The organism is Streptomyces sp. JK94 (assembly GCF_053613315.1).
Genome location: NZ_JBSICH010000011.1, coordinates 85,651 through 104,541 on the forward strand (window position 1 = coordinate 85,651; position 18,891 = coordinate 104,541).

Annotated in this window: 16 protein-coding genes and 1 tRNA gene; 14 read left to right on the forward strand and 3 right to left on the reverse strand. The window is 71.3% G+C overall.

From position 1 onward, the window contains the following. Positions 1–106: 106 nt before the first annotated feature. The 6 genes from ACVV2G_RS10905 (at position 107) to ACVV2G_RS10930 (ending at position 7,376) form a co-directional block, all read left to right on the forward strand. Positions 107–1,153, forward strand: coding sequence for an ABC transporter substrate-binding protein (locus ACVV2G_RS10905; protein WP_453842441.1), 1,047 nt, complete (start codon positions 107–109; stop codon positions 1,151–1,153). Positions 1,154–1,179: 26 nt separating this feature from the next. Further along, entirely contained in the window at positions 1,180–2,043 is an 864-nt protein-coding gene (locus ACVV2G_RS10910; protein ID WP_453842442.1) for a siderophore-interacting protein, read from the forward strand. Positions 2,044–2,349: 306 nt separating this feature from the next. Further along, complete coding sequence (desA, locus tag ACVV2G_RS10915) at positions 2,350–3,792, forward strand: lysine decarboxylase DesA (protein WP_453842443.1); 1,443 nt, start codon at positions 2,350–2,352, stop codon at positions 3,790–3,792. Beyond that, complete coding sequence (locus tag ACVV2G_RS10920; RefSeq protein ID WP_453842444.1) at positions 3,776–5,056, forward strand: lysine N(6)-hydroxylase/L-ornithine N(5)-oxygenase family protein; 1,281 nt, start codon at positions 3,776–3,778, stop codon at positions 5,054–5,056. Before desA ends, ACVV2G_RS10920 begins: the two co-directional genes overlap by 17 nt. Then, positions 5,053–5,607, forward strand: coding sequence for a GNAT family N-acetyltransferase (locus tag ACVV2G_RS10925; RefSeq protein WP_453842445.1), 555 nt, complete (start codon positions 5,053–5,055; stop codon positions 5,605–5,607). The genes ACVV2G_RS10920 and ACVV2G_RS10925 overlap by 4 nt, the downstream gene beginning before the upstream one ends. Beyond that, positions 5,604–7,376, forward strand: a complete 1,773-nt coding sequence (locus ACVV2G_RS10930; RefSeq protein WP_453842446.1) for an IucA/IucC family protein — start codon at positions 5,604–5,606, stop codon at positions 7,374–7,376. Before ACVV2G_RS10925 ends, ACVV2G_RS10930 begins: the two co-directional genes overlap by 4 nt. A gap of 61 nt (positions 7,377–7,437) precedes the next feature. On the opposite strand, the gene ACVV2G_RS10935 is transcribed toward ACVV2G_RS10930, so the two are convergent. Then, a complete protein-coding gene (locus ACVV2G_RS10935) occupies positions 7,438–9,048 on the reverse strand; it encodes a beta-N-acetylhexosaminidase (protein ID WP_453842447.1) in 1,611 nt (536 codons plus the stop codon). Positions 9,049–9,146: 98 nt separating this feature from the next. Between ACVV2G_RS10935 and ACVV2G_RS10940 the strand changes: the two genes are divergently transcribed. From ACVV2G_RS10940 to glmS, 3 genes are all read left to right on the forward strand, one after another. Further along, complete coding sequence (locus tag ACVV2G_RS10940) at positions 9,147–10,028, forward strand: DUF4429 domain-containing protein (protein ID WP_453842448.1); 882 nt, start codon at positions 9,147–9,149, stop codon at positions 10,026–10,028. A gap of 89 nt (positions 10,029–10,117) precedes the next feature. Further along, a complete protein-coding gene (locus ACVV2G_RS10945) occupies positions 10,118–10,375 on the forward strand; it encodes a hypothetical protein (RefSeq protein ID WP_398130730.1) in 258 nt (85 codons plus the stop codon). A gap of 33 nt (positions 10,376–10,408) precedes the next feature. Beyond that, on the forward strand, positions 10,409–12,226 hold the full coding sequence (glmS, locus tag ACVV2G_RS10950) for a glutamine--fructose-6-phosphate transaminase (isomerizing) (RefSeq protein WP_453842449.1): 1,818 nt from the start codon (positions 10,409–10,411) through the stop codon (positions 12,224–12,226). A gap of 59 nt (positions 12,227–12,285) precedes the next feature. On the opposite strand, the gene ACVV2G_RS10955 is transcribed toward glmS, so the two are convergent. Next, positions 12,286–12,813, reverse strand: coding sequence for a universal stress protein (locus tag ACVV2G_RS10955; RefSeq protein WP_453842450.1), 528 nt, complete (start codon positions 12,811–12,813; stop codon positions 12,286–12,288). Positions 12,814–13,106: 293 nt separating this feature from the next. Between ACVV2G_RS10955 and ACVV2G_RS10960 the strand changes: the two genes are divergently transcribed. The 4 genes from ACVV2G_RS10960 to ACVV2G_RS10975 all read left to right on the forward strand — a co-directional run bounded on the left by ACVV2G_RS10960 (position 13,107) and on the right by ACVV2G_RS10975 (position 15,976). Then, complete coding sequence (locus ACVV2G_RS10960) at positions 13,107–13,457, forward strand: hypothetical protein (protein ID WP_453842451.1); 351 nt, start codon at positions 13,107–13,109, stop codon at positions 13,455–13,457. 386 nt (positions 13,458–13,843) lie between these two features. After that, the gene (locus ACVV2G_RS10965) at positions 13,844–15,031 is read left to right on the forward strand and encodes a helix-turn-helix domain-containing protein (protein ID WP_453842452.1); all 1,188 of its coding nucleotides are present in this window, start codon (positions 13,844–13,846) and stop codon (positions 15,029–15,031) included. Between the two features lie 146 nt (positions 15,032–15,177). Beyond that, a complete protein-coding gene (gene orn / locus ACVV2G_RS10970) occupies positions 15,178–15,780 on the forward strand; it encodes an oligoribonuclease (RefSeq protein ID WP_453842453.1) in 603 nt (200 codons plus the stop codon). Positions 15,781–15,903: 123 nt separating this feature from the next. Beyond that, a tRNA-His gene (locus ACVV2G_RS10975) sits at positions 15,904–15,976 on the forward strand. Positions 15,977–16,144: 168 nt separating this feature from the next. Here ACVV2G_RS10975 and ACVV2G_RS10980 read toward each other — a convergent pair. Beyond that, entirely contained in the window at positions 16,145–17,200 is a 1,056-nt protein-coding gene (locus ACVV2G_RS10980) for a LacI family DNA-binding transcriptional regulator (protein WP_453842454.1), read from the reverse strand. A 364-nt stretch (positions 17,201–17,564) separates the two neighbouring features. Here ACVV2G_RS10980 and ACVV2G_RS10985 point away from each other — a divergent pair, with 364 nt between their 5' ends. Further along, a complete protein-coding gene (locus tag ACVV2G_RS10985) occupies positions 17,565–18,890 on the forward strand; it encodes an ABC transporter substrate-binding protein (protein WP_453842455.1) in 1,326 nt (441 codons plus the stop codon). Position 18,891: the final 1 nt, after the last annotated feature.

Here is an 18,891-nt window from a genome sequence, read left to right on the forward strand (position 1 = left end):
GCGCGGCCCCGCCCGCGGCCCCACCCCTGGACAAGATCTGAGGTTAGGCTAACCTACCTTCGACTTGTCCCGCGGATGCTCCGCACCGTTCGAAAGCAGCCACACCATGCCCAACGCCAGAGCCACCCACCCGACCCGCCGCGGAATCCTGGCCGCGGGCGGCGCCCTCGGCCTCGGCGCCGTGCTCACGGCCTGCGGTGACGACGACGCGAAAAGCGGTGGCTCGGACGACGGGACGGCCGCCGCCACGTCCGGTCCCTGGACCTTCGAGGACGACCGCGGCACGACCGTGAAGCTGGATCAGGTCCCCACGAACATCGTCGCGTTCACCGGCGTCGCCGCCGCCCTCCACGACTACGGCATCCAGGTCAAGGGCGTGTTCGGCCCCACCACGACCAAGGACGGCAAGCCCGACGTCCAGGCCGGCGACCTCGACGTCGACCAGGTCACCGTGCTCGGCAACGCGTGGGGCAAGCTCAACGTCGAGAAGTACGCCGCCCTCGCCCCCGAGGTGCTCATCACCACGACCTTCGACACCGCCGGCACCCTGTGGTCCGTCCCGGAGGAGTCCAAGGACAAGATCGCCCAGCTCGCCCCGAGCGTCGCGATCTCCGTCTTCGACCGCCAGCTCACCCAGCCGCTGCAGCGCATGTGGGAGCTGGCCGAGTCGCTCGGCGCCGACATGAAGGCCGAGCAGGCCACCGAGGCCAAGGCCGCCTTCGAGAAGGCCGCGGCCCGGCTGCGCGCCGCCGCCAAGGCCAAGCCCGAGATCAGGGTGCTGGCCGGCTCCGCGAGCGACCAGCTCTTCTACGTCTCCGGCACCAACCTCTCCGTAGACCTGGAGTACTTCAAGGCCCTCGGCGTGAACTTCGTCGAGCCCTCGGAGGAGGACAAGAAGGCGACCGGCGGCTGGTTCGAGAGCCTGAGCTGGGAGAACGTCGACAAGTACCCGGCCGACGTCATCATCATGGACGACCGCGCCTCCACCATCCAGCCCGCGGACATCACCGAGGGCACCTGGAAGCAGCTCCCCGCGGTCAAGGCCGGCCAGGTCATCGCCCGCTCCCCCGAGCCGATCCTGTCCTACGACAAGTGCACCCCGCTCCTCGACAACCTGGCCGAGGCGATCGAGAACGCCAAGAAGGTCGGCTGACCCTCCCCCTCCCCCCGGAGCCCTCCATGACGACGGCCGTGGCCGCCCCGTTCCGTTTCTTCTCCCTCCGGGTCGTACGGACGAGGCGGCTCGGTCCGTCCCTGGCCCGGGTCACCTTCGCGGGGCCCGACCTGCGCGCCTTCCGGTCCGACGGACAGGACCAGTCCCTGTCGCTGTTCCTGCCGCACCCGGGCCAGACGGAACCGGCGGTCCCCGTGGAACTGGGCGACGGCTGGTGGCAGGGGTGGCGCGAACTGCCCGACGACGTGCGGGCGGTGATGCGCTCGTACACGCTGCGCGGCCTGCGCCGGGACGCCCACGGGGACACCGCCGAGATCGACGTCGACTTCGTGCTGCACGGCGTCGGCCCCGAAACGGCCCTGCGGGCGGGCCCCGCCTCCCGCTGGGCCGTCGGCGCCTCGGCCGGCGACCGGGTCCTGCTGCTCGGCCCGGCGGTCGCCGACAACCGGGCGATCCGCTTCCGCCCGCCGGAGGACACCGACCTGGTGGTGATCTGGGGCGACGAGACCGCCGTACCGGCCGCCTGCGCCATCGTCGAGTCGCTGCCGGCCGGCACCCGCGCCCGGGTCTGGCTGGAGGTCCCGCACGCCGAGGACGTCCAGGACCTGGCGACGGCGGCGGACGCCGAGGTCACCTGGCTGGTCCGGGACGGCACCGGCCGGCCCGCGGACCCGGCCCTCACCACCGTCCGCGACGCCCGGCTGCCGGCCGCCGCCCGCCCCTACGTCTGGATCGCCGGCGAGTCCGGTCGCGTCAAGCGGCTGCGCCGGCACTTCGTGGACGAACGCGGCGTCGACCGCCGCCGCGTCACCTTCGTCGGCTACTGGCGCCAGGGCCTGACGGAGGAACAACTGCGCGAACAGGGCTGACGACCGGCACCGCCGGGAGCCCCGGCCGGACCGCCGACGGGCACCGACCCGAAGTCGTGGCCGGACCGCCGACCGGTGCCGACCCGGAGCCCGTTCGGCACCTCCCCGAAGCCCCGCCGGCACCGCCGGACGCCCTCACTCACCGTCTCAGCTCACCGCCCGTGTCGCACGGTTGAGTCGTGAGTGACGCCAGTCACGTACAGGCATGCACGGGACCGGCAAAGTTTAGGTTAGGCTAACCTAAGTTGAAGCGAGGGTTCCGCCCTCTCCCGCCCCTCTCGGACCGTCCCCACCGGAGGACCCCCCATGCGCTCGCACCTGCTCAACGACGCCACCGCGGAGCAGTACCGCCGCTCCGTGACCGAGGGAGTCGAGCGGGTGGCCGCCAAACTCGCCACCACCGAACGCCCGTTCACCGGCGTCACGGCCGACGCCCTCTCCCCCCGCGTCGACGGGATCGACCTCGACAAGCCGCTGCACGACACGGCCGCGGTCCTCGACGAGCTGGAGGACGTCTACCTCCGCGACGCCGTCTACTTCCACCACCCCCGCTACCTCGCCCACCTCAACTGCCCGGTCGTCATCCCGGCCGTGCTCGGCGAGGCCGTGATGTCCGCCGTCAACTCCTCGCTGGACACCTGGGACCAGTCGGCCGGGGGCACGCTCATCGAGCGCAAACTCATCGACTGGACGACCGCCCGCATCGGCCTCGGCCCGGCGGCCGACGGCGTGTTCACCTCCGGCGGCACCCAGTCGAACCTCCAGGCGCTGCTGCTGGCCCGTGAGGAGGCGAAGACCGAGAACCTCGCCGACCTGCGCGTCTTCGTCTCCGAGGCCGGCCACTTCAGCGTGACGAAGTCCGCGAAGCTGCTCGGCCTCGGTCCCGACGCCGTCGTGTCGATCCCCGTCGACCACGACAAGCGCATGCAGACCGTCGCCCTCGCGCGGGAGCTGGAGCGGTGCGCGCGGGACGGCCTCGTCCCCATGGCCGTCGTCGCCACCGGCGGCACCACCGACTTCGGCTCCATCGACCCGCTGCCGGAGATCGCCGCCCTGTGCGAGCAGTACGGCGTGTGGATGCACGTGGACGCGGCCTACGGTTGCGGACTGCTCGCCTCGCTGAAGTACCGGGACCGCATCAACGGCATCGAGCGGGCCGACTCGGTCACCGTGGACTACCACAAGTCCTTCTTCCAGCCGGTGAGTTCCTCGGCCGTGCTGGTCCGGGACACGGCCACCCTGCGCCACGTCACCTACCACGCGGAGTACCTGAACCCGCGCCGCACGGTGCAGGAACGTATCCCCAACCAGGTGGACAAGTCCCTGCAGACCACCCGCCGCTTCGACGCGCTCAAGCTGTGGATGACGCTGCGCGTGATGGGCGCCGACGGCGTCGGACAGCTCTTCGACGAGGTGTGCGACCTGGCCGCCGAGGGCTGGAAACTGCTCGCCGCCGACCCCCGCTTCGACGTCGTCGTCGAGCCGAGCCTGTCCACCCTGGTCTTCCGCTGCATACCGGCGTCCGTCACCGACCCCGCCGAGATCGACCGCGCCAACCTCTACGCCCGCAAGGCCCTGTTCGCCTCCGGCGACGCGGTGGTCGCGGGCACCAAGGTGGCCGGACGCCACTACCTGAAGTTCACCCTGCTCAATCCCGAGACGACCACGGCCGACATCGCCGCCGTCCTCGACCTGATCGCCGGCCACGCCGAGCAGTACCTGGGAGAGTCCCTTGACCGCGCTTCCTGAGTCCGCCACGACGTACGACTTCGTGGGGATCGGCCTCGGCCCCTTCAACCTCGGCCTGGCCTGCCTCACCGAGCCCATCGCCGGACTGAACGGCGTCTTCCTGGAGTCCAAGCCGGACTTCGAGTGGCACGCCGGCATGTTCCTGGACGGCGCCCATCTCCAGACCCCGTTCATGTCGGACCTGGTCACGCTCGCCGACCCGACGTCCCCGTACTCCTTCCTCAACTACCTGAAGGAGAAGGGCCGGCTCTACTCCTTCTACATCCGGGAGAACTTCTACCCGCTGCGCGTCGAGTACGACGACTACTGCCGCTGGGCCGCGAACAGACTGAGCAGCGTCCGCTTCTCCACGACGGTCACCGAGGTGACGTACGACGAGCGGGAGGAGCTGTACGCCGTGGCGACCACGGGAGGCGACACCTACCGCGCCCGCCGCCTCGTCCTCGGCACCGGCACCCCGCCGCACGTCCCCGACGCCTGCCGGGGCCTGGCCGGGGACTTCATCCACAACTCCCGCTACGTGCGGCACCGGGCGGAGCTGGTGAAGAAGGACTCGATCACGCTGGTGGGCAGCGGCCAGTCCGCCGCCGAGATCTACCACGACCTGCTGGGCGAGATCGACGTCCACGGCTACCAGCTGAACTGGGTCACCCGCTCCCCGCGCTTCTTCCCGCTGGAGTACACCAAGCTCACCCTGGAGATGACCTCCCCGGAGTACGTGGACTACTACCACGGGCTGCCCGAGGACACCCGCTACCGCCTCACGGCCGAGCAGAAGGGCCTGTTCAAGGGCATCGACGGCGACCTGATCAACGAGATCTTCGACCTGCTCTACCAGAAGCGGCTCGGCGGCCACGTCCCCACCCGCCTGCTCACCAACTCGGCGCTGACCGAGGCCCGGTACGCGGACGGCACGTACACCCTGGGCTTCCGCCAGGAGGAACAGGGCCGGGACTTCGAGATCGACACCCAGGGCCTGATCCTGGCCACCGGCTACCGGTACGCCGAGCCGGAGTTCCTCAAGCCCGTCCGGGACCGGCTGCGCCACGACTCCCGGGGCAACCTCGACGTCGCCCGCAACTACTCCGTCGACGTCACCGGCCAGGGCGTGTTCCTGCAGAACGCGGGGGTCCACACGCACAGCATCACCAGCCCCGATCTGGGCATGGGTGCGTATCGCAACAGCTACATCATCCGAGAGCTGCTCGGCACCGAGTACTACCCGGTCGAGAAGTCGATCGCGTTCCAGGAGTTCAGCGCATGACCACCCCCACCACGGCCGCCGGCATCGGCGCCCTGACCATCCGCCCCCTCGACCCGATGCGGGACGCGGGCCTCCTGCACAGCTGGGTCACGCACCCGAAGTCCGCGTACTGGATGATGCAGGACGCGAAACTGGTGGACGTCGAGCGCGCGTACATGGAGATAGCCGCCGACGAGCACCACCACGCCCACCTCGGCCTGCACGACGGCGTCCCCGCCTTCCTGATGGAGAGGTACGACCCGGCCCACCGCGAGCTGACCGGTCTGTACGAGCCCGAGCCGGGCGACGTCGGCATGCACTTCCTGGTCGCCCCCACCGACCGGCCCGTGCACGGCTTCACCCGCGCCGTCATCACCGCCGTCATGGCCGAGCTGTTCGCCGACCCCGCGACCGCCCGGGTCGTCGTCGAGCCGGACGTCGGCAACACGGCCGTCCACGCCCTGAACGCGGCCGTCGGGTTCGTGCCCGAGCGCGAGATCCAGAAGCCGGAGAAGAAGGCCCTGCTGAGCTTCTGCACCCGCGAGCAGTTCGAGAGGGCGGTGTCCGCATGAGCCTCGCCGACGCCGTGGCCCACCTCTCGCCCGAGCGCTGGGAGCAGGCCAACCGCCTCCTGATCCGCAAGGCGCTGGCCGAGTTCGCCCACGAGCGGCTGCTCACGCCGGAGCGCTCCGCGGCCGACGCGTACGTGGTGCGCAGCGACGACGGGAGGACCGAGTACCGCTTCACCGCCACGGTCCGCGCCCTGGACCACTGGCAGGTGGACGCCGACTCGATCACCCGCCACCGCGACGGCACCGAACCGCCCCTCGCCGCACTGGACTTCTTCATCGAGCTGAAGGAGTCCCTGGGGCTGAGCGACGAGATCCTGCCCGTCTACCTGGAGGAGGTCTCCTCCACCCTCTCCGGCACCTGCTACAAGCTCACCAAGCCGAGGCTCACCTCCGCCGAGCTGGTGCGCAGCGGCTTCCAGGCGATCGAGACCGGCATGACCGAGGGCCACCCCTGCTTCGTCGCCAACAACGGACGGCTCGGCTTCGGCGTCCACGAGTACCTGTCGTACGCCCCGGAGACCGCGAGCCCGGTGCGGCTGGTGTGGCTGGCCGCGCACCGCTCACGGGCGGCGTTCACGGCGGGCGTGGGCATCGCGTACGAGTCCTTCGTCCGCGACGAGCTGGGCGGGGCGGCCGTCGACCGCTTCCACGAGGTGCTGCGCGAGCGGGGCCTGGACCCGGCCGACTACCTCTTCATCCCGGTCCACCCCTGGCAGTGGTGGAACAAGCTCGCCGTCACCTTCGCCGCCGAGATCGCCCGCGGGCACCTGGTCTGCCTCGGCGAGGGCGACGACGAGTACCTGGCCCAGCAGTCCATCCGGACCTTCTTCAACACCTCGCACCCCGGGAAGCACTACGTGAAGACGGCGCTGTCCGTCCTCAACATGGGCTTCATGCGCGGCCTGTCGGCGGCGTACATGGAGGCGACGCCGGCCATCAACGACTGGCTGGCGCAGCTGATCGAGGGCGATCCGGTGCTGAGGTCGACGGGGCTGAGCATCATCCGGGAGCGGGCGGCCGTCGGCTACCGGCACCTGGAGTACGAGCGGGCCACCGACCGCCACTCGCCGTACCGCAAGATGCTGGCGGCGCTGTGGCGGGAGAGCCCGGTGCCGTCCCTGCGGGAGGGCGAGTCCCTGGCCACCATGGCCTCCCTCGTCCACGTCGACCACGAGGGCGCGTCCTTCGCGGGCGCGCTGATCGAGCGGTCGGGGCTCGCCCCCACCGAGTGGCTGCGGCACTACCTGCGGGCCTACTTCGTGCCGCTGCTGCACAGCTTCTACGCCTACGACCTGGTCTACATGCCGCACGGCGAGAACGTGATCCTGGTCCTGAAGGACGGGATCGTGCAGCGGGCCGTCTACAAGGACATCGCCGAGGAGATCGCGGTGCTGGACCCCGACGCGGTGCTGCCGCCGGAGGTGTCCCGCATCGCCGTGGAGGTCCCGGACGACCAGAAGCTCCTGTCGGTCTTCACCGACGTCTTCGACTGCTTCTTCCGCTTCCTCGCCGCGAACCTGGCCGGCGAGGGGATCGTGGAGGAGGACGCCTTCTGGCGGACGGTCGCCGAGGTCACCCGCGCGTACCAGGAGTCGGTGCCGGAGCTGGCCGACAAGTTCGCCCGGTACGACCTGTTCGCGCCCGAGTTCGCGCTGTCCTGCCTCAACCGGCTCCAGCTGCGGAACAACCGGCAGATGGTGGACCTCGCGGACCCGTCCGGCGCGCTCCAGCTCGTCGGCACCCTGAAGAACCCGATCGCGGGCCGCTAGCGCAGACCCCCGCACGGACGGGCGGGCACCCCGGAGACGGTCCTGCGGGGTGCCCGGCCTCTCACCCCCGGGCGGGCCAGGGCACCTGCGGCGACCGGTAGTAGCCGATCCCCAGCGCCTCCCAGCGCGGGGCCTGCGCGGCGAGGCGCACCTTGTAGGTGTCCCAGTCGTGGGTCGAGGCCGGGGACCAGCCCAGCTCGGCGACGCCCGGCAGCCTCGGGAAGGCCATGAAGTCGAGCTGGTCCGGGTCCTCCAGGGTCTCCGTCCACATCGGCGCCTCGACGCCGCGGACCGCGGAGGCCGGGACTCCCGGCAGATAGGCGGCCGGGTCCCAGTCGTAGGACCGCCGCACCTCCACGTAGCCCGCCCAGGACAGGCCCAGCGGGGTGTCCTCGGTGTACTTCATGTCCAGGTAGGCCCGGTCGGCCGGGGACAGGATCAGGCCGGTGCCGTTGCGCGCGGCCTCGGCGACCCGTGCCTTCTCCGCGTCGCTCGTCCGGTCCAGACCCCAGTACTGCACCAGCGCGCCCTCGGCCGGACGGGCGGAGGCCAGCTGGTGCCAGCCGACGACCGTCTTGCCGTACTCGGCGACGATCGGCTGCACCCGGTCCATGAAGGCCACGAAGTCCTCGTGCGGGGTGGAGTGCGCCTCGTCGCCGCCGATGTGGAGGTGGCGGCCCGGGGTGAGCGCGGCCAGTTCCCGCACCACGTCCTCCACGAAGTCGTACGTGACCTCCTTGTCCACGCACAGCGAGCTGAAGCCGACCTCGGTGCCGGTGTACGGCGGGGGTGCCACGCCGTCGCAGTTCAGCTCTGCGTAGGAGGCGAGGGCCGCGTTGGTGTGGCCCGGCATGTCGATCTCGGGGACGACCTCCAGGTGGCGGGAGGCGGCGTAGCGGACGATCTCCCGGTAGTCGGCCTTGGTGTAGTGGCCGCCGGGGCCGCCGCCCACCTCGGTGGAGCCGCCGTACGTCGCCAGGCGCGGCCAGGAGTCGACGGCGATGCGCCAGCCCTGGTCGTCGCTGAGGTGCAGGTGGAGCTTGTTGTACTTGTAGAGCGCGATCCGGTCGATGTAGCGCTTGACCTCGTCGACGGTGAAGAAGTGCCGGGAGACGTCCAGCATGGCACCGCGCCAGGCGTAGCGCGGGGTGTCCTCGATGGTGCCGCCCGCGACCAGCCAGGGGCCGGGCTGCGCGGAGTCCTTCTCCACGGCGGCGGGCAGGAGCTGACGGAGGGTCTGGACGCCGTGGAAGAGGCCCGCCGTCCCGCGGGCGGTGATGGTGACGCCGTCGCGGCCGCTGTCGAGGCGGTATCCCTCGTCGCCGTACGGGCCGTTCGCCAGGCGGAGCCGGATGCCGCCGTGCCCGTGGGTGGTGACGGGCAGCCGGTAGCCGGTGGCGGGCCGCAGGAGGTCCGCGAGGTAGTCGCCGACCTGCCGCGCCCCGCGCGCGTCGTCGACGCGGATGCGGGTGCCGCCGGTGACGCGGTACGGGGCACCGCCCGGGTCGACGGAGGCGGGGGCGGGGACCACCCGGTCCAGCGGGGTCGCCGCCGCTCCGGTCGTCGGTGCCGCGCCGGTGGTGACGGCGCAGGCCACCGCGACCAGCAGCAGCGAGCTGAGGAGACGGGCCAGGCGGGGAGTCGTCCGGTGGTGCCGTCGACGGGGTCTCACATGCGCTCCCTTGTGAGGCGTACAGAGATGTGAGCCAGAGGGTAGGGACCACACTCCCGCACCACCACCCCGCGCAGGGGCGATGGGACAATCCCCGCATGGCGGAAATCATCCAGAAGGACGGCACGTGGGTCTTCGACGGCGACACACTGCGCCTGACTCCCGGACGGGACAGGAACGTCGGGCTGCTCCGCCGGGAGCTGGGTGAACTGGCCGTCCCGCTCACGGCGTTGGCGGGCATATCGTTCGAGCAGGGCAAGAAGTCCGGGCGGCTGCGGCTGCGCCTGCGCGACGGGGCCGACCCGCTGCTGCACGCCACGGGCGGCCGGCTGACCGAGCCGCACGACCCGTATCAACTGGCCGTGGAAGCCGACCGGTACGGCGTCGCCGAGTACGTCGCGGACGAGGTGCGCAACGCCCTGCTCCTCGACCGGGTTCCGTCCGGGCCGGTGGACGCCTACCTGCTGCCCGGGCCCGCCGTCCCGCTGTCGGTGTCCGCCGGGGACGGCGTCGCGAGCTTCGACGGCGAGTGCGTGCGCCTGGAGTGGAAGTGGCAGGCGGAGGAGGCCAAGTCGGCCGCCGGGCCGCGCGTCCTGCCCCTCGACGACATCGTCGCGGTGGAGTGGCGGCCGTCGGTCGGCCTGGAGAACGGCCATCTGCGCTTCACCGTGCGCGCCGCGCCGAGCAAGGTGCCGCCCAAGTACGACCCCAACGCCGTGGAGCTGTGGGGTTTCCGGAAGGACCCCCTGATGGCCCTGGTGGCCGCCGCCGTGCAGGCCCGCCTCCCGCACCCGGCCGCCCCCGCCGTTCCGGAGGACGCCCGGCCGGCCGGGGAGGCGCCTGTCCCGGCCGGCGCCGCCGGGGACGACCACGACGCGCTGCTGCGACGGTTGCGGGAGCTGGGCGAACTGCACCGCTCCGGGGTGCTGACGGACGAGGAGTTCGCCGTCGCCAAGCAGGCGGTGCTGAAGCGCATGTAGGGGTGCGCAGCACCCGCCCACTGGCTTCGCGTGCCCGAAACCGGGCAGGATTCTTGCGAAACCTCCACCGGTACCCCAGGATCTACCGGGTGCACGACGAACTCGTTGATCACCTGACGCGGTCCACGCCCCTCAACCGGGGCGAGGCGCTGCGCGTGATCCAGGACGTGCTCGCCTACTTCGACGAGACGACCGAGGAGTACGTCCGTCGCCGCCACCGCGAGCTCCAGGCCCAGGGCCTGGTGAACGCGACGATCTTCGAACGGATCGAGGCGGACCTGAAATACCGGGCGGTCGCACCGCCGGAGCTGTCGCTCCGCCAGCTGCGCCGCATCGTCTACGGCTGAGAAGCCGAAGAGGGACACGAGGTTTACGGATACATGTGCGGAATCGTCGGATACATCGGCAAGCGTGACGTCGCGCCCCTGCTCCTCGAGGGCCTCCAGCGCCTGGAGTACCGCGGCTACGACTCGGCGGGCATCGTCGTCACCTCCCCGAAGGCGGCCGGCCTGAAGATGGTCAAGGCCAAGGGCCGGGTCCGCGACCTGGAGGCCAAGGTCCCGGCGCGCTTCAAGGGCACCACCGGCATCGCCCACACCCGCTGGGCCACCCACGGCGCCCCGTCCGACGTGAACGCCCACCCGCACATGTCGGCCGACCAGAAGGTCGCCGTCGTGCACAACGGCATCATCGACAACGCCGGTGACCTGCGCCGCAAGCTGGAGGCGGACGGCGTCGCGTTCCTCTCCGAGACCGACACCGAGGTCCTCGTCCACCTCATCGCCCGCTCCGAGGCCGAGAAGCTGGAGGACAAGGTCCGCGAGACCCTCCGGGTCATCGAGGGCACCTACGGCATCGCCGTGATGCACGCCGACTTCCCCGAGCGCATCGTGGTCGCCCGCAACGGCTCGCCGGTCGTCCTCGGCATCGGCGAGAAGGAGATGTTCGTCGCCTCGGACATCGCCGCGCTGGTCGCCCACACCCGGCAGATAGTCACCCTCGACGACGGCGAGATGGCCACCCTCAAGGCCGACGACTTCCGCACCTACACCACCGAGGGCACCCGCACCACCGCCGAGCCGACCACCGTGGAGTGGGAGGCGGCCTCCTACGACATGGGCGGCCACGACACGTACATGCACAAGGAGATCCACGAGCAGGCCGAGGCCGTGGACCGCGTGCTGCGCGGCCGGATCGACGACCGCTTCTCCACCGTGCACCTCGGCGGCCTCAACCTGGACGCCCGCGACGCGCGCGCCGTGCGCCGCGTGAAGATCCTGGGCTGCGGCACCTCGTACCACGCGGGCCAGATCGGCGCCCAGATGATCGAGGAGCTGGCCCGCATCCCCGCGGACGCCGAGCCCGCCTCCGAGTTCCGCTACCGCAACGCGGTCGTCGACCCCGACACCCTGTACATCGCCGTCTCCCAGTCCGGTGAGACGTACGACGTGCTGGCCGCCGTGCAGGAACTGAAGCGCAAGGGCGCCCGCGTCCTCGGCATCGTCAACGTCGTCGGCTCGGCGATCGCCCGCGAGGCCGACGGCGGCATGTACGTGCACGCCGGCCCCGAGGTCTGCGTCGTCTCCACCAAGTGCTTCACCAACACCTGCGTCGCCTTCGCGCTGCTCGCCCTGCACCTGGGCCGCACCCGCGACCTCTCGGTCCGCGACGGCAAGCGGATCATCGAGGGCCTGCGCAAACTGCCGCGGCAGATCGCCGAGATGCTGGAGCGGGAGGAGGACGTCAAGAAGCTCGCCGCGCAGTACGCCGACGCCCGCTCGATGCTCTTCATCGGCCGTGTCCGCGGCTACCCGGTCGCGCGCGAGGCCTCCCTGAAGCTCAAGGAGGTCTCCTACATCCACGCCGAGGCCTACCCGGCCTCCGAGCTGAAGCACGGTCCGCTCGCCCTGATCGAGCCCGCCCTGCCGACGGTCGCGATCGTGCCGGACGACGACCTGCTGGAGAAGAACCGTGCGGCCATGGAGGAGATCAAGGCCCGCAGCGGTCAGATTCTCGCCGTCGCCCACCAGGAGCAGGAGAAGGCCGACCACACCATCGTCGTCCCGAAGAACGAGGACGAACTCGACCCCATCCTCATGGGCATCCCCCTGCAGCTCCTCGCCTACCACACGGCCCTGGCCCTGGGCCGGGACATCGACAAGCCGCGGAACCTGGCCAAGTCGGTGACGGTGGAGTAGCACCCCGCCGGCGGTTCGTCGGGGGCGGGGCGGGAGGGATCGCCCCGCCCCCGAGGCGTTCAGGGGATGACCACCACGGGCCGCTGCGCCCGCTTGGCGAGCCGCCCGGCCACGGAGCCGAAGAGCCGGCCCAACAGGCCGTGGCTGGAGCCGACGACGATGGCGTCCGCCTCGTACTCGCGGCCCACCTCTTCGAGTTCGTGGCAGATGTCGCCGCCGCGCTCGACCAGGATCCAGGGGACCTCGGCGAGGTAGTCCGCGCAGGCCAGCTCCAGTCCCAGTACCTCGGTGCGGTGGTCCGGCACGTCGACGAAGACGGGTGGCTCGCAGCCCGCCCACACCGTGGTGGGCAGCCGGTTGGCGACGTGCACGATGACCAGGCCCGAGCCGAGCCGGCAGGCCATGCCGATGGCGTAGGCGAGGGCGCGCTCACTGGACGTGGAGCCGTCGAAGCCGACGACGACACCGTGCTTGAAGGCGGGGTCGCAGGTCTGGCGTGGCTCTTCGGCCGCCAGGGGCTCGGCCGCCGTCGGCTCGGCGACGGGCCGTTTGCGGTCCGCGGGTTCGAAGAAAGAGTGACCGGCCATGGCTGTCTCGGCGTTTTTATCCTCTATGGGGGACAACTGTGAGCGACGGAGCTGTGTCCGGGAACGGTCTTCTCAACCCCATACCCGCAAGGGTACGGCGGCACGCCTCCTTCGCCCGGATCCCGCGTGTGGTCCGCCGCGGGTTCACCGGAGCATGCACGAGAGGGCGCCCGTAACGCAATGGTTGCTGCGCTGTACAGGCGGTTTGCACAGGATTCAACTGTCCGTGCCCCGCCGTGACCGGCGCGCCGCCCGAGCGTTGATCTCCGTGCCGCCACCCCGAGGGAGCACTCGTGTCCGGACCGCGCCAGCCCGCCGAGCCGCCGTCCGGCGCCCCCGTTCCCGGCCCGGCGGCACCTTCCCGGGACCCGGTCACCGGTCTCGTCCGCTGGGCGGCCTTCAGCTGCCTCCTCGTCCCGGTCGTACTCCTGTGGTGCGGCACCTCCTTCGCCGGCACCGCCGGCACGGCCCTCGGCCTGGCCGCCGTCACCGGCACCTGCCGCCTCCTGCTGCGCCGCTCCGAGCGCGTCGCGGCCCGGCCGCCGGGCAGGGGGCGCGGGGTGCGGGCCGGACGCCGGCACCGGGCGGGGCGCCGGGCACGCGGGGGCGGACGGCACACAAGGCAAAACACACCGGTCGGCTGACCGGTTTCCGCGCACTCGTCCGCTCCTTTTCAGCCAACTTCCGAAGGTGGCTCATCCCTGCCCCCCACCACCCCCCAACCCCCGTTCCACCTGCACGGACAGGGTCTCGGGGACCCCGCGCACCCCACGGGGATTGGCCACCGCCACAAGGCGCACTTCCCTGTGGCGCCCCGGAGTGCAACGCTTCGTGATCGACTGCTTCACGCCAAGTTGCCATGTCGACAATGTCCCAAGTGCCGAACCGGCCACTTCGGCGCGATGGGACGCAGTAGATTCGATCTTGACTGTCTACGGCGGGGGACTCGTGCAGGACCGAGGGGAAACGTGTTGGAGCGACAGACCCGAAAGGTTGAGGGCGCCGCGACCACCGAGGGGGGCTTAGCAGTATGAGCCACGACTCCACTGCCGCGCCGGAAGTCGCGGTCCGGAAGCTCTCCGGGCGACGCCGCAAGGAGATCGTCGCGGTGCTGCTGTTCAGCGGCGGCCCCATCTTCGAGAGTTCCATACCGCTGTCGGTGTTCGGGATCGACCGCCAGGACGCCGGCGTGCCGCGCTACCGCCTCCTGGTGTGCGCCGGCGAGGAGGGCCCGCTGCGGACCACGGGGGGCCTGGAACTCACCGCGCCGCAGGGCTTGGAGGCGATCGCCCGGGCCGGCACCGTCGTGGTGCCCGCCTGGCGGTCGATCACCTCGCCACCACCGGACGAAGCGCTCGACGCCCTGCGCCGCGCGCACGAGGAGGGCGCCCGCATCGTCGGGCTGTGCACCGGCGCGTTCGTACTGGCGGCGGCGGGCCTGCTCGACGGCCGCCCCGCCACCACGCACTGGATGTACGCGCCGACGCTGGCCAAGCGCTATCCGTCGGTGCACGTCGATCCGCGCGAGCTGTTCGTGGACGACGGTGACGTGCTGACGTCGGCGGGCACGGCCGCGGGCATCGACCTCTGCCTGCACATCGTGCGCACGGACCACGGCAACGAAGCGGCCGGCGCGCTGGCCCGCCGCCTGGTGGTTCCGCCGCGCCGCGCGGGCGGTCAGGAGCGCTACCTCGACAGGTCTTTACCGGAGGAGATCGGCGCCGACCCGCTCGCCGAGGTCGTCGCCTGGGCGCTGGAGCACCTCCACGAGCAGTTCGACGTGGAGACCCTGGCGGCCCGCGCGTACATGAGCCGCCGCACCTTCGACCGCCGCTTCCGCTCACTGACCGGGAGTGCGCCGCTGCAGTGGCTGATCACCCAGCGGGTGCTGCAGGCGCAGCGGCTGCTGGAGACGTCGGACTACTCGGTGGACGAGGTCGCGGGCCGCTGCGGCTTCCGCTCGCCGGTCGCCCTGCGCGGCCACTTCCGGCGCCAGCTCGGCTCCTCCCCGGCCGCCTACCGGGCCGCCTACCGGGCACGCCGCCCCCAGGGGGAGCGTCCGGTGGACACGGAGTCCGGCGTCGAGTCGGTCTCCCGGGCACCCGTTCTGCCCGAGACCGCCGCCCTGCCGCCGGAGAACGCGGTCCCGTACCAGACCCGCCGCACGCCGGCCCCGATACCGGCGGCGAGCCTGCCGGGGCAACGCAGCGCGCCGTGAGCCGGCGCCCCGCACGCCGGACGGGCGCACCCGCCCCGTCCGGCGTGCGGGGGCGAGGCCGTCCGGGCCGGGCGGGGCCCGGGGGCGGCGGGACCGACGGCGACACCGGGGGACCGGAGAACCGACGTCGGCCGTAGGGTGTCCGCATGAACGATCGCATGGTGTGGATCGACTGCGAGATGACCGGCCTCTCGCTGTCCGACGACGCGCTCATCGAGGTTGCCGCCCTCGTCACCGACTCGGAGCTGAACGTCCTCGGCGAGGGCGTCGACATCGTCGTCCGTCCGCCGGAGCGGGCGCTGGAGACGATGCCGGAGGTGGTGCGCCAGATGCACACCGCGTCCGGCCTGCTCGCCGAGCTCGACGGCGGCACGACCCTCGCGGACGCCGAGGCGCAGGTCCTCGCCTACGTGCGGGAACACGTGAAGGAGCCGGGCAAGGCCCCCCTGTGCGGGAACTCCGTCGGTACCGACCGCGGCTTCCTGCTGAGGGACATGCCCGCGCTGGAGGGCTACCTCCACTACCGGATCGTCGACGTCTCCTCGGTCAAGGAGCTGGCCCGCCGCTGGTACCCGCGGGCGTACTTCAACAGCCCCGAGAAGAACGGCAACCACCGCGCGCTCGCCGACATCCGCGAGTCCATCGCCGAACTGCGCTACTACCGGGAGGCCGTCTTCGTGCCGCAGCCGGGCCCGGACTCCGACACCGCGAAGGCGATCGCCGCCAAGCACGTCCTGCCCGCCTCGTAGGGGCGCCGGTCCGGCGGGCGGCGGCGTCGCGAAAGGCCGGCGCGAGCACCCCTTCGGACCCTGTACACTTTTTCTCAGCCGGTCGGGGAACCCCGCCACGCGGGAGTTCGACAGCCGGCCTTGGTGGGTGTAGCTCAGCTGGTAGAGCACCTGGTTGTGGTCCAGGATGCCGCGGGTTCAAGTCCCGTCACTCACCCTGAATGATCAAGGGCTGACCTGGTAAAACGGGTCAGCCCTTGATCTCGTTACGAGCCCTTGGCAGTGCCGCACCTCACTCCCAGCGTCTGCGGGAACGACAGACCCCGGCGCAGCGGCTGCCTCCGGCCCGGCCGGGCGGGACCGCGCGGCCCCGTCCGGCCGTCCCTCACGACGACCTGCGCTCCACCAGTTCCGTCGCCAGCACCACCTGATGCCGCTCCAGCCCCCGCGAGACCGCCGGCCGGCGGTCCGCGATCTCGGTCAGCAGCAGGTCGATCATCGCGCGGCCCATCTCCTCGATGGGCTGGCGCACGCTGGTCAGCGGCGGCTCCATGTGGCGGGCGATGGCCGAGTCGTCGTAGCCGACCAGCGCCACGTCGTCCGGGATGCGCCGGCCCGCCTCGCGCAGGACCTGGCCGGCGCCGGCCGCCGTGACGTCCGAGGCGGCGAAGACCGCGTCCACGTCGGGGCGGCGGCGCAGCAGCTCCGCCATGGCGCGGCGCCCGCCCTCCTCGGTGAAGTCCCCCGCCTCGATCAGCCGCTCGTCCGGCTCGTGGCCCGCGTCGCGCAGGGCCGCGCGATAGCCGTCGACGCGTCGCTGGGCGCCGTAGACGTCCAGGCGGCCGGTGATGTGCGCTATGCGGCGCCGCCCTCGGGACAGCAGGTGCTCGACGGCCGAACGGGCGCCGCCGTAGTTGTCCGAGTCCACCGACGCCAGCGACTCCGCGGCCGAGCGCGGGCCGCTGATCACCGCGGGGATCTCCAGCTGGGCCAGCAGGTCGGGCAGCGGGTCGTCGGCGTGCACCGAGACCAGCAGCACGCCGTCCACCCGGTGCGCGGCCAGGTACTGGGCGAGCCGCTGCCGCTCCCGGTCGCTGCCCGCGAAGATCAGCAGCAGCTGCATCTCGGTGTCGGACAGCTCGGAACCGACGCCCTTCAGCATGTCCGAGAAGTACGGCTCGGCGAAGAAGCGGGTCTCCGGCTCGGGGACGACCAGCGCGATCGCGTCCGTGCGGTTGGCGGCCAGGGCACGGGCCGCCGTGTTCGGGACGTAGCCGAGTTCCGCGACCGCCGCCTCGACGGCCGCCCGGGTGGCGTCGCTGACGCGGGGCGAGCCGTTGATCACCCGGGAGACCGTGCCGCGGCCGACGCCCGCCCGTGCGGCCACCTCTTCGAGGGTGGGCCGGCCACCGCTCCGCCCACGCGCTCCGTGGCCTGCCATCGGCTCCGCCTCCTGTCGTGACCCCGCACTCTGCGGCTGGCCTGGAATTTAACAGGCCGGTCGGGTGTAATGACCGGCTCCGGGCCCGCCACCCGTTACGGGGAGGTGTCGCAGCGCCGCTCGCGACGTCCAGTTAACAGGCCGATAACTGAACGCACTTCGTCGCGTCCGCTCCCTTGACACCCCCGCCCGGACCGACGACTCTTCAACACATCACCTGTGGGAGCGCTCCCACACTACCTGGCACTTACACATCCCGCACGTTCCCCGCCCGAGCCGCAGCGACGAACGAACCACATGAAGCAGCGGGTCCAACCGAGTAGTTGGCCGGGGGGTCGGCACGTCAGGGCAACAGGAGGACCCCATGCGAGCAGCACGTAATCGATCCGCCCGCAAGGCGATGGTCATCGCGGCCGTCGCGTCGCTGGGCGCCGGGCTGCTGGCCGGCTGTGCCGACGACGGCAAGGACGAGGACAACTCGTCGTCGGGCGACAGCAGCGGCAAGACCACCATCACCCTCGGCCTGTTCGGCACCATGGGCTTCAAGGAGGCCGGGCTCTACGAGGAGTACGAGAAGCTCAACCCGGACGTCAACATCGAGGAGAACGTCACCGAGCGGAACGAGAACTACTACCCCGCTCTGGTCAACCACCTCACCACCGAAAGCGGCCTCCAGGACGTCCAGGCCATCGAGGTGGGCAACATCGCCGAGGTCGTCGAGACCCAGGCGGACAAGTTCGTGGACATGTCCAAGGCCGAGGGCGTGCAGGCGAGCAGCTGGCTGGACTGGAAGTGGAAGCAGGGCGTCACCAAGGACGGCCAGGCGGTCGGCCTCGGCACCGACATCGGCCCGATGGCGATCTGCTACCGCAAGGACCTCTTCGAGAAGGCGGGCCTGCCGACCGACCGCGACGAGGTCAGCGCGCTGTGGGCCGGCGACTGGCAGAAGTTCGTCGCGGCCGGCGAGAAGTACAAGAAGGGTGCCGGCAAGGACACCTACTTCATGGACTCCCCCGGCGGACTGATCAACGCCGTCCTCAGCGGTGAGGAGGAGAAGTTCTACGACGCCTCCGGCGAGGTCGTCTACAAGACCAACCCGGCCGTCAAGGACGCCTTCGACCTGACCGCGAAGGCCGCCGAGGCGGGCCTGGTCCAGTCGCAGACCCAGTTCCAGCCGTCCTGGGACCAGACCATCGCCAACAACAAGTTCGCCACCGTCGCCTGCCCGCCGTGGATGCTCGGTTACATCAAGGGCAAGTCCCAGCCCGAGGCGGCCGGCAAGTGGGATGTGGCCGCGGCGCCGAAGTCCGGCAACTGGGGCGGCACCTTCCTGGGCGTGCCCAAGAGCGGCAAGAACGTGGAGGCCGCGCAGAAGCTGGTCGCGTGGCTGACCGCGCCGGAGCAGCAGGCCAAGCTCTTCGCCGTGCAGGGCAGCTTCCCGAGCGCCCCGGGGGCCTACGAGTCGGCCGAGGTGACCGGCGCCAAGAACGACATGACCGGTGACGCGCCGATCGGTGAGCTGTTCGCCAAGGCCGCCGAGTCGATCCCGGCCCAGGTGATCGGCCCGAAGGACCAGATCATCCAGCAGGGTCTGACCGACAACGGCGTCATCCTCGTCACCCAGGGCAAGTCGCCCGAGGAGGCCTGGGAGAACGCCACCAAGACCATCGACAACAACCTGGAGAAGTGAC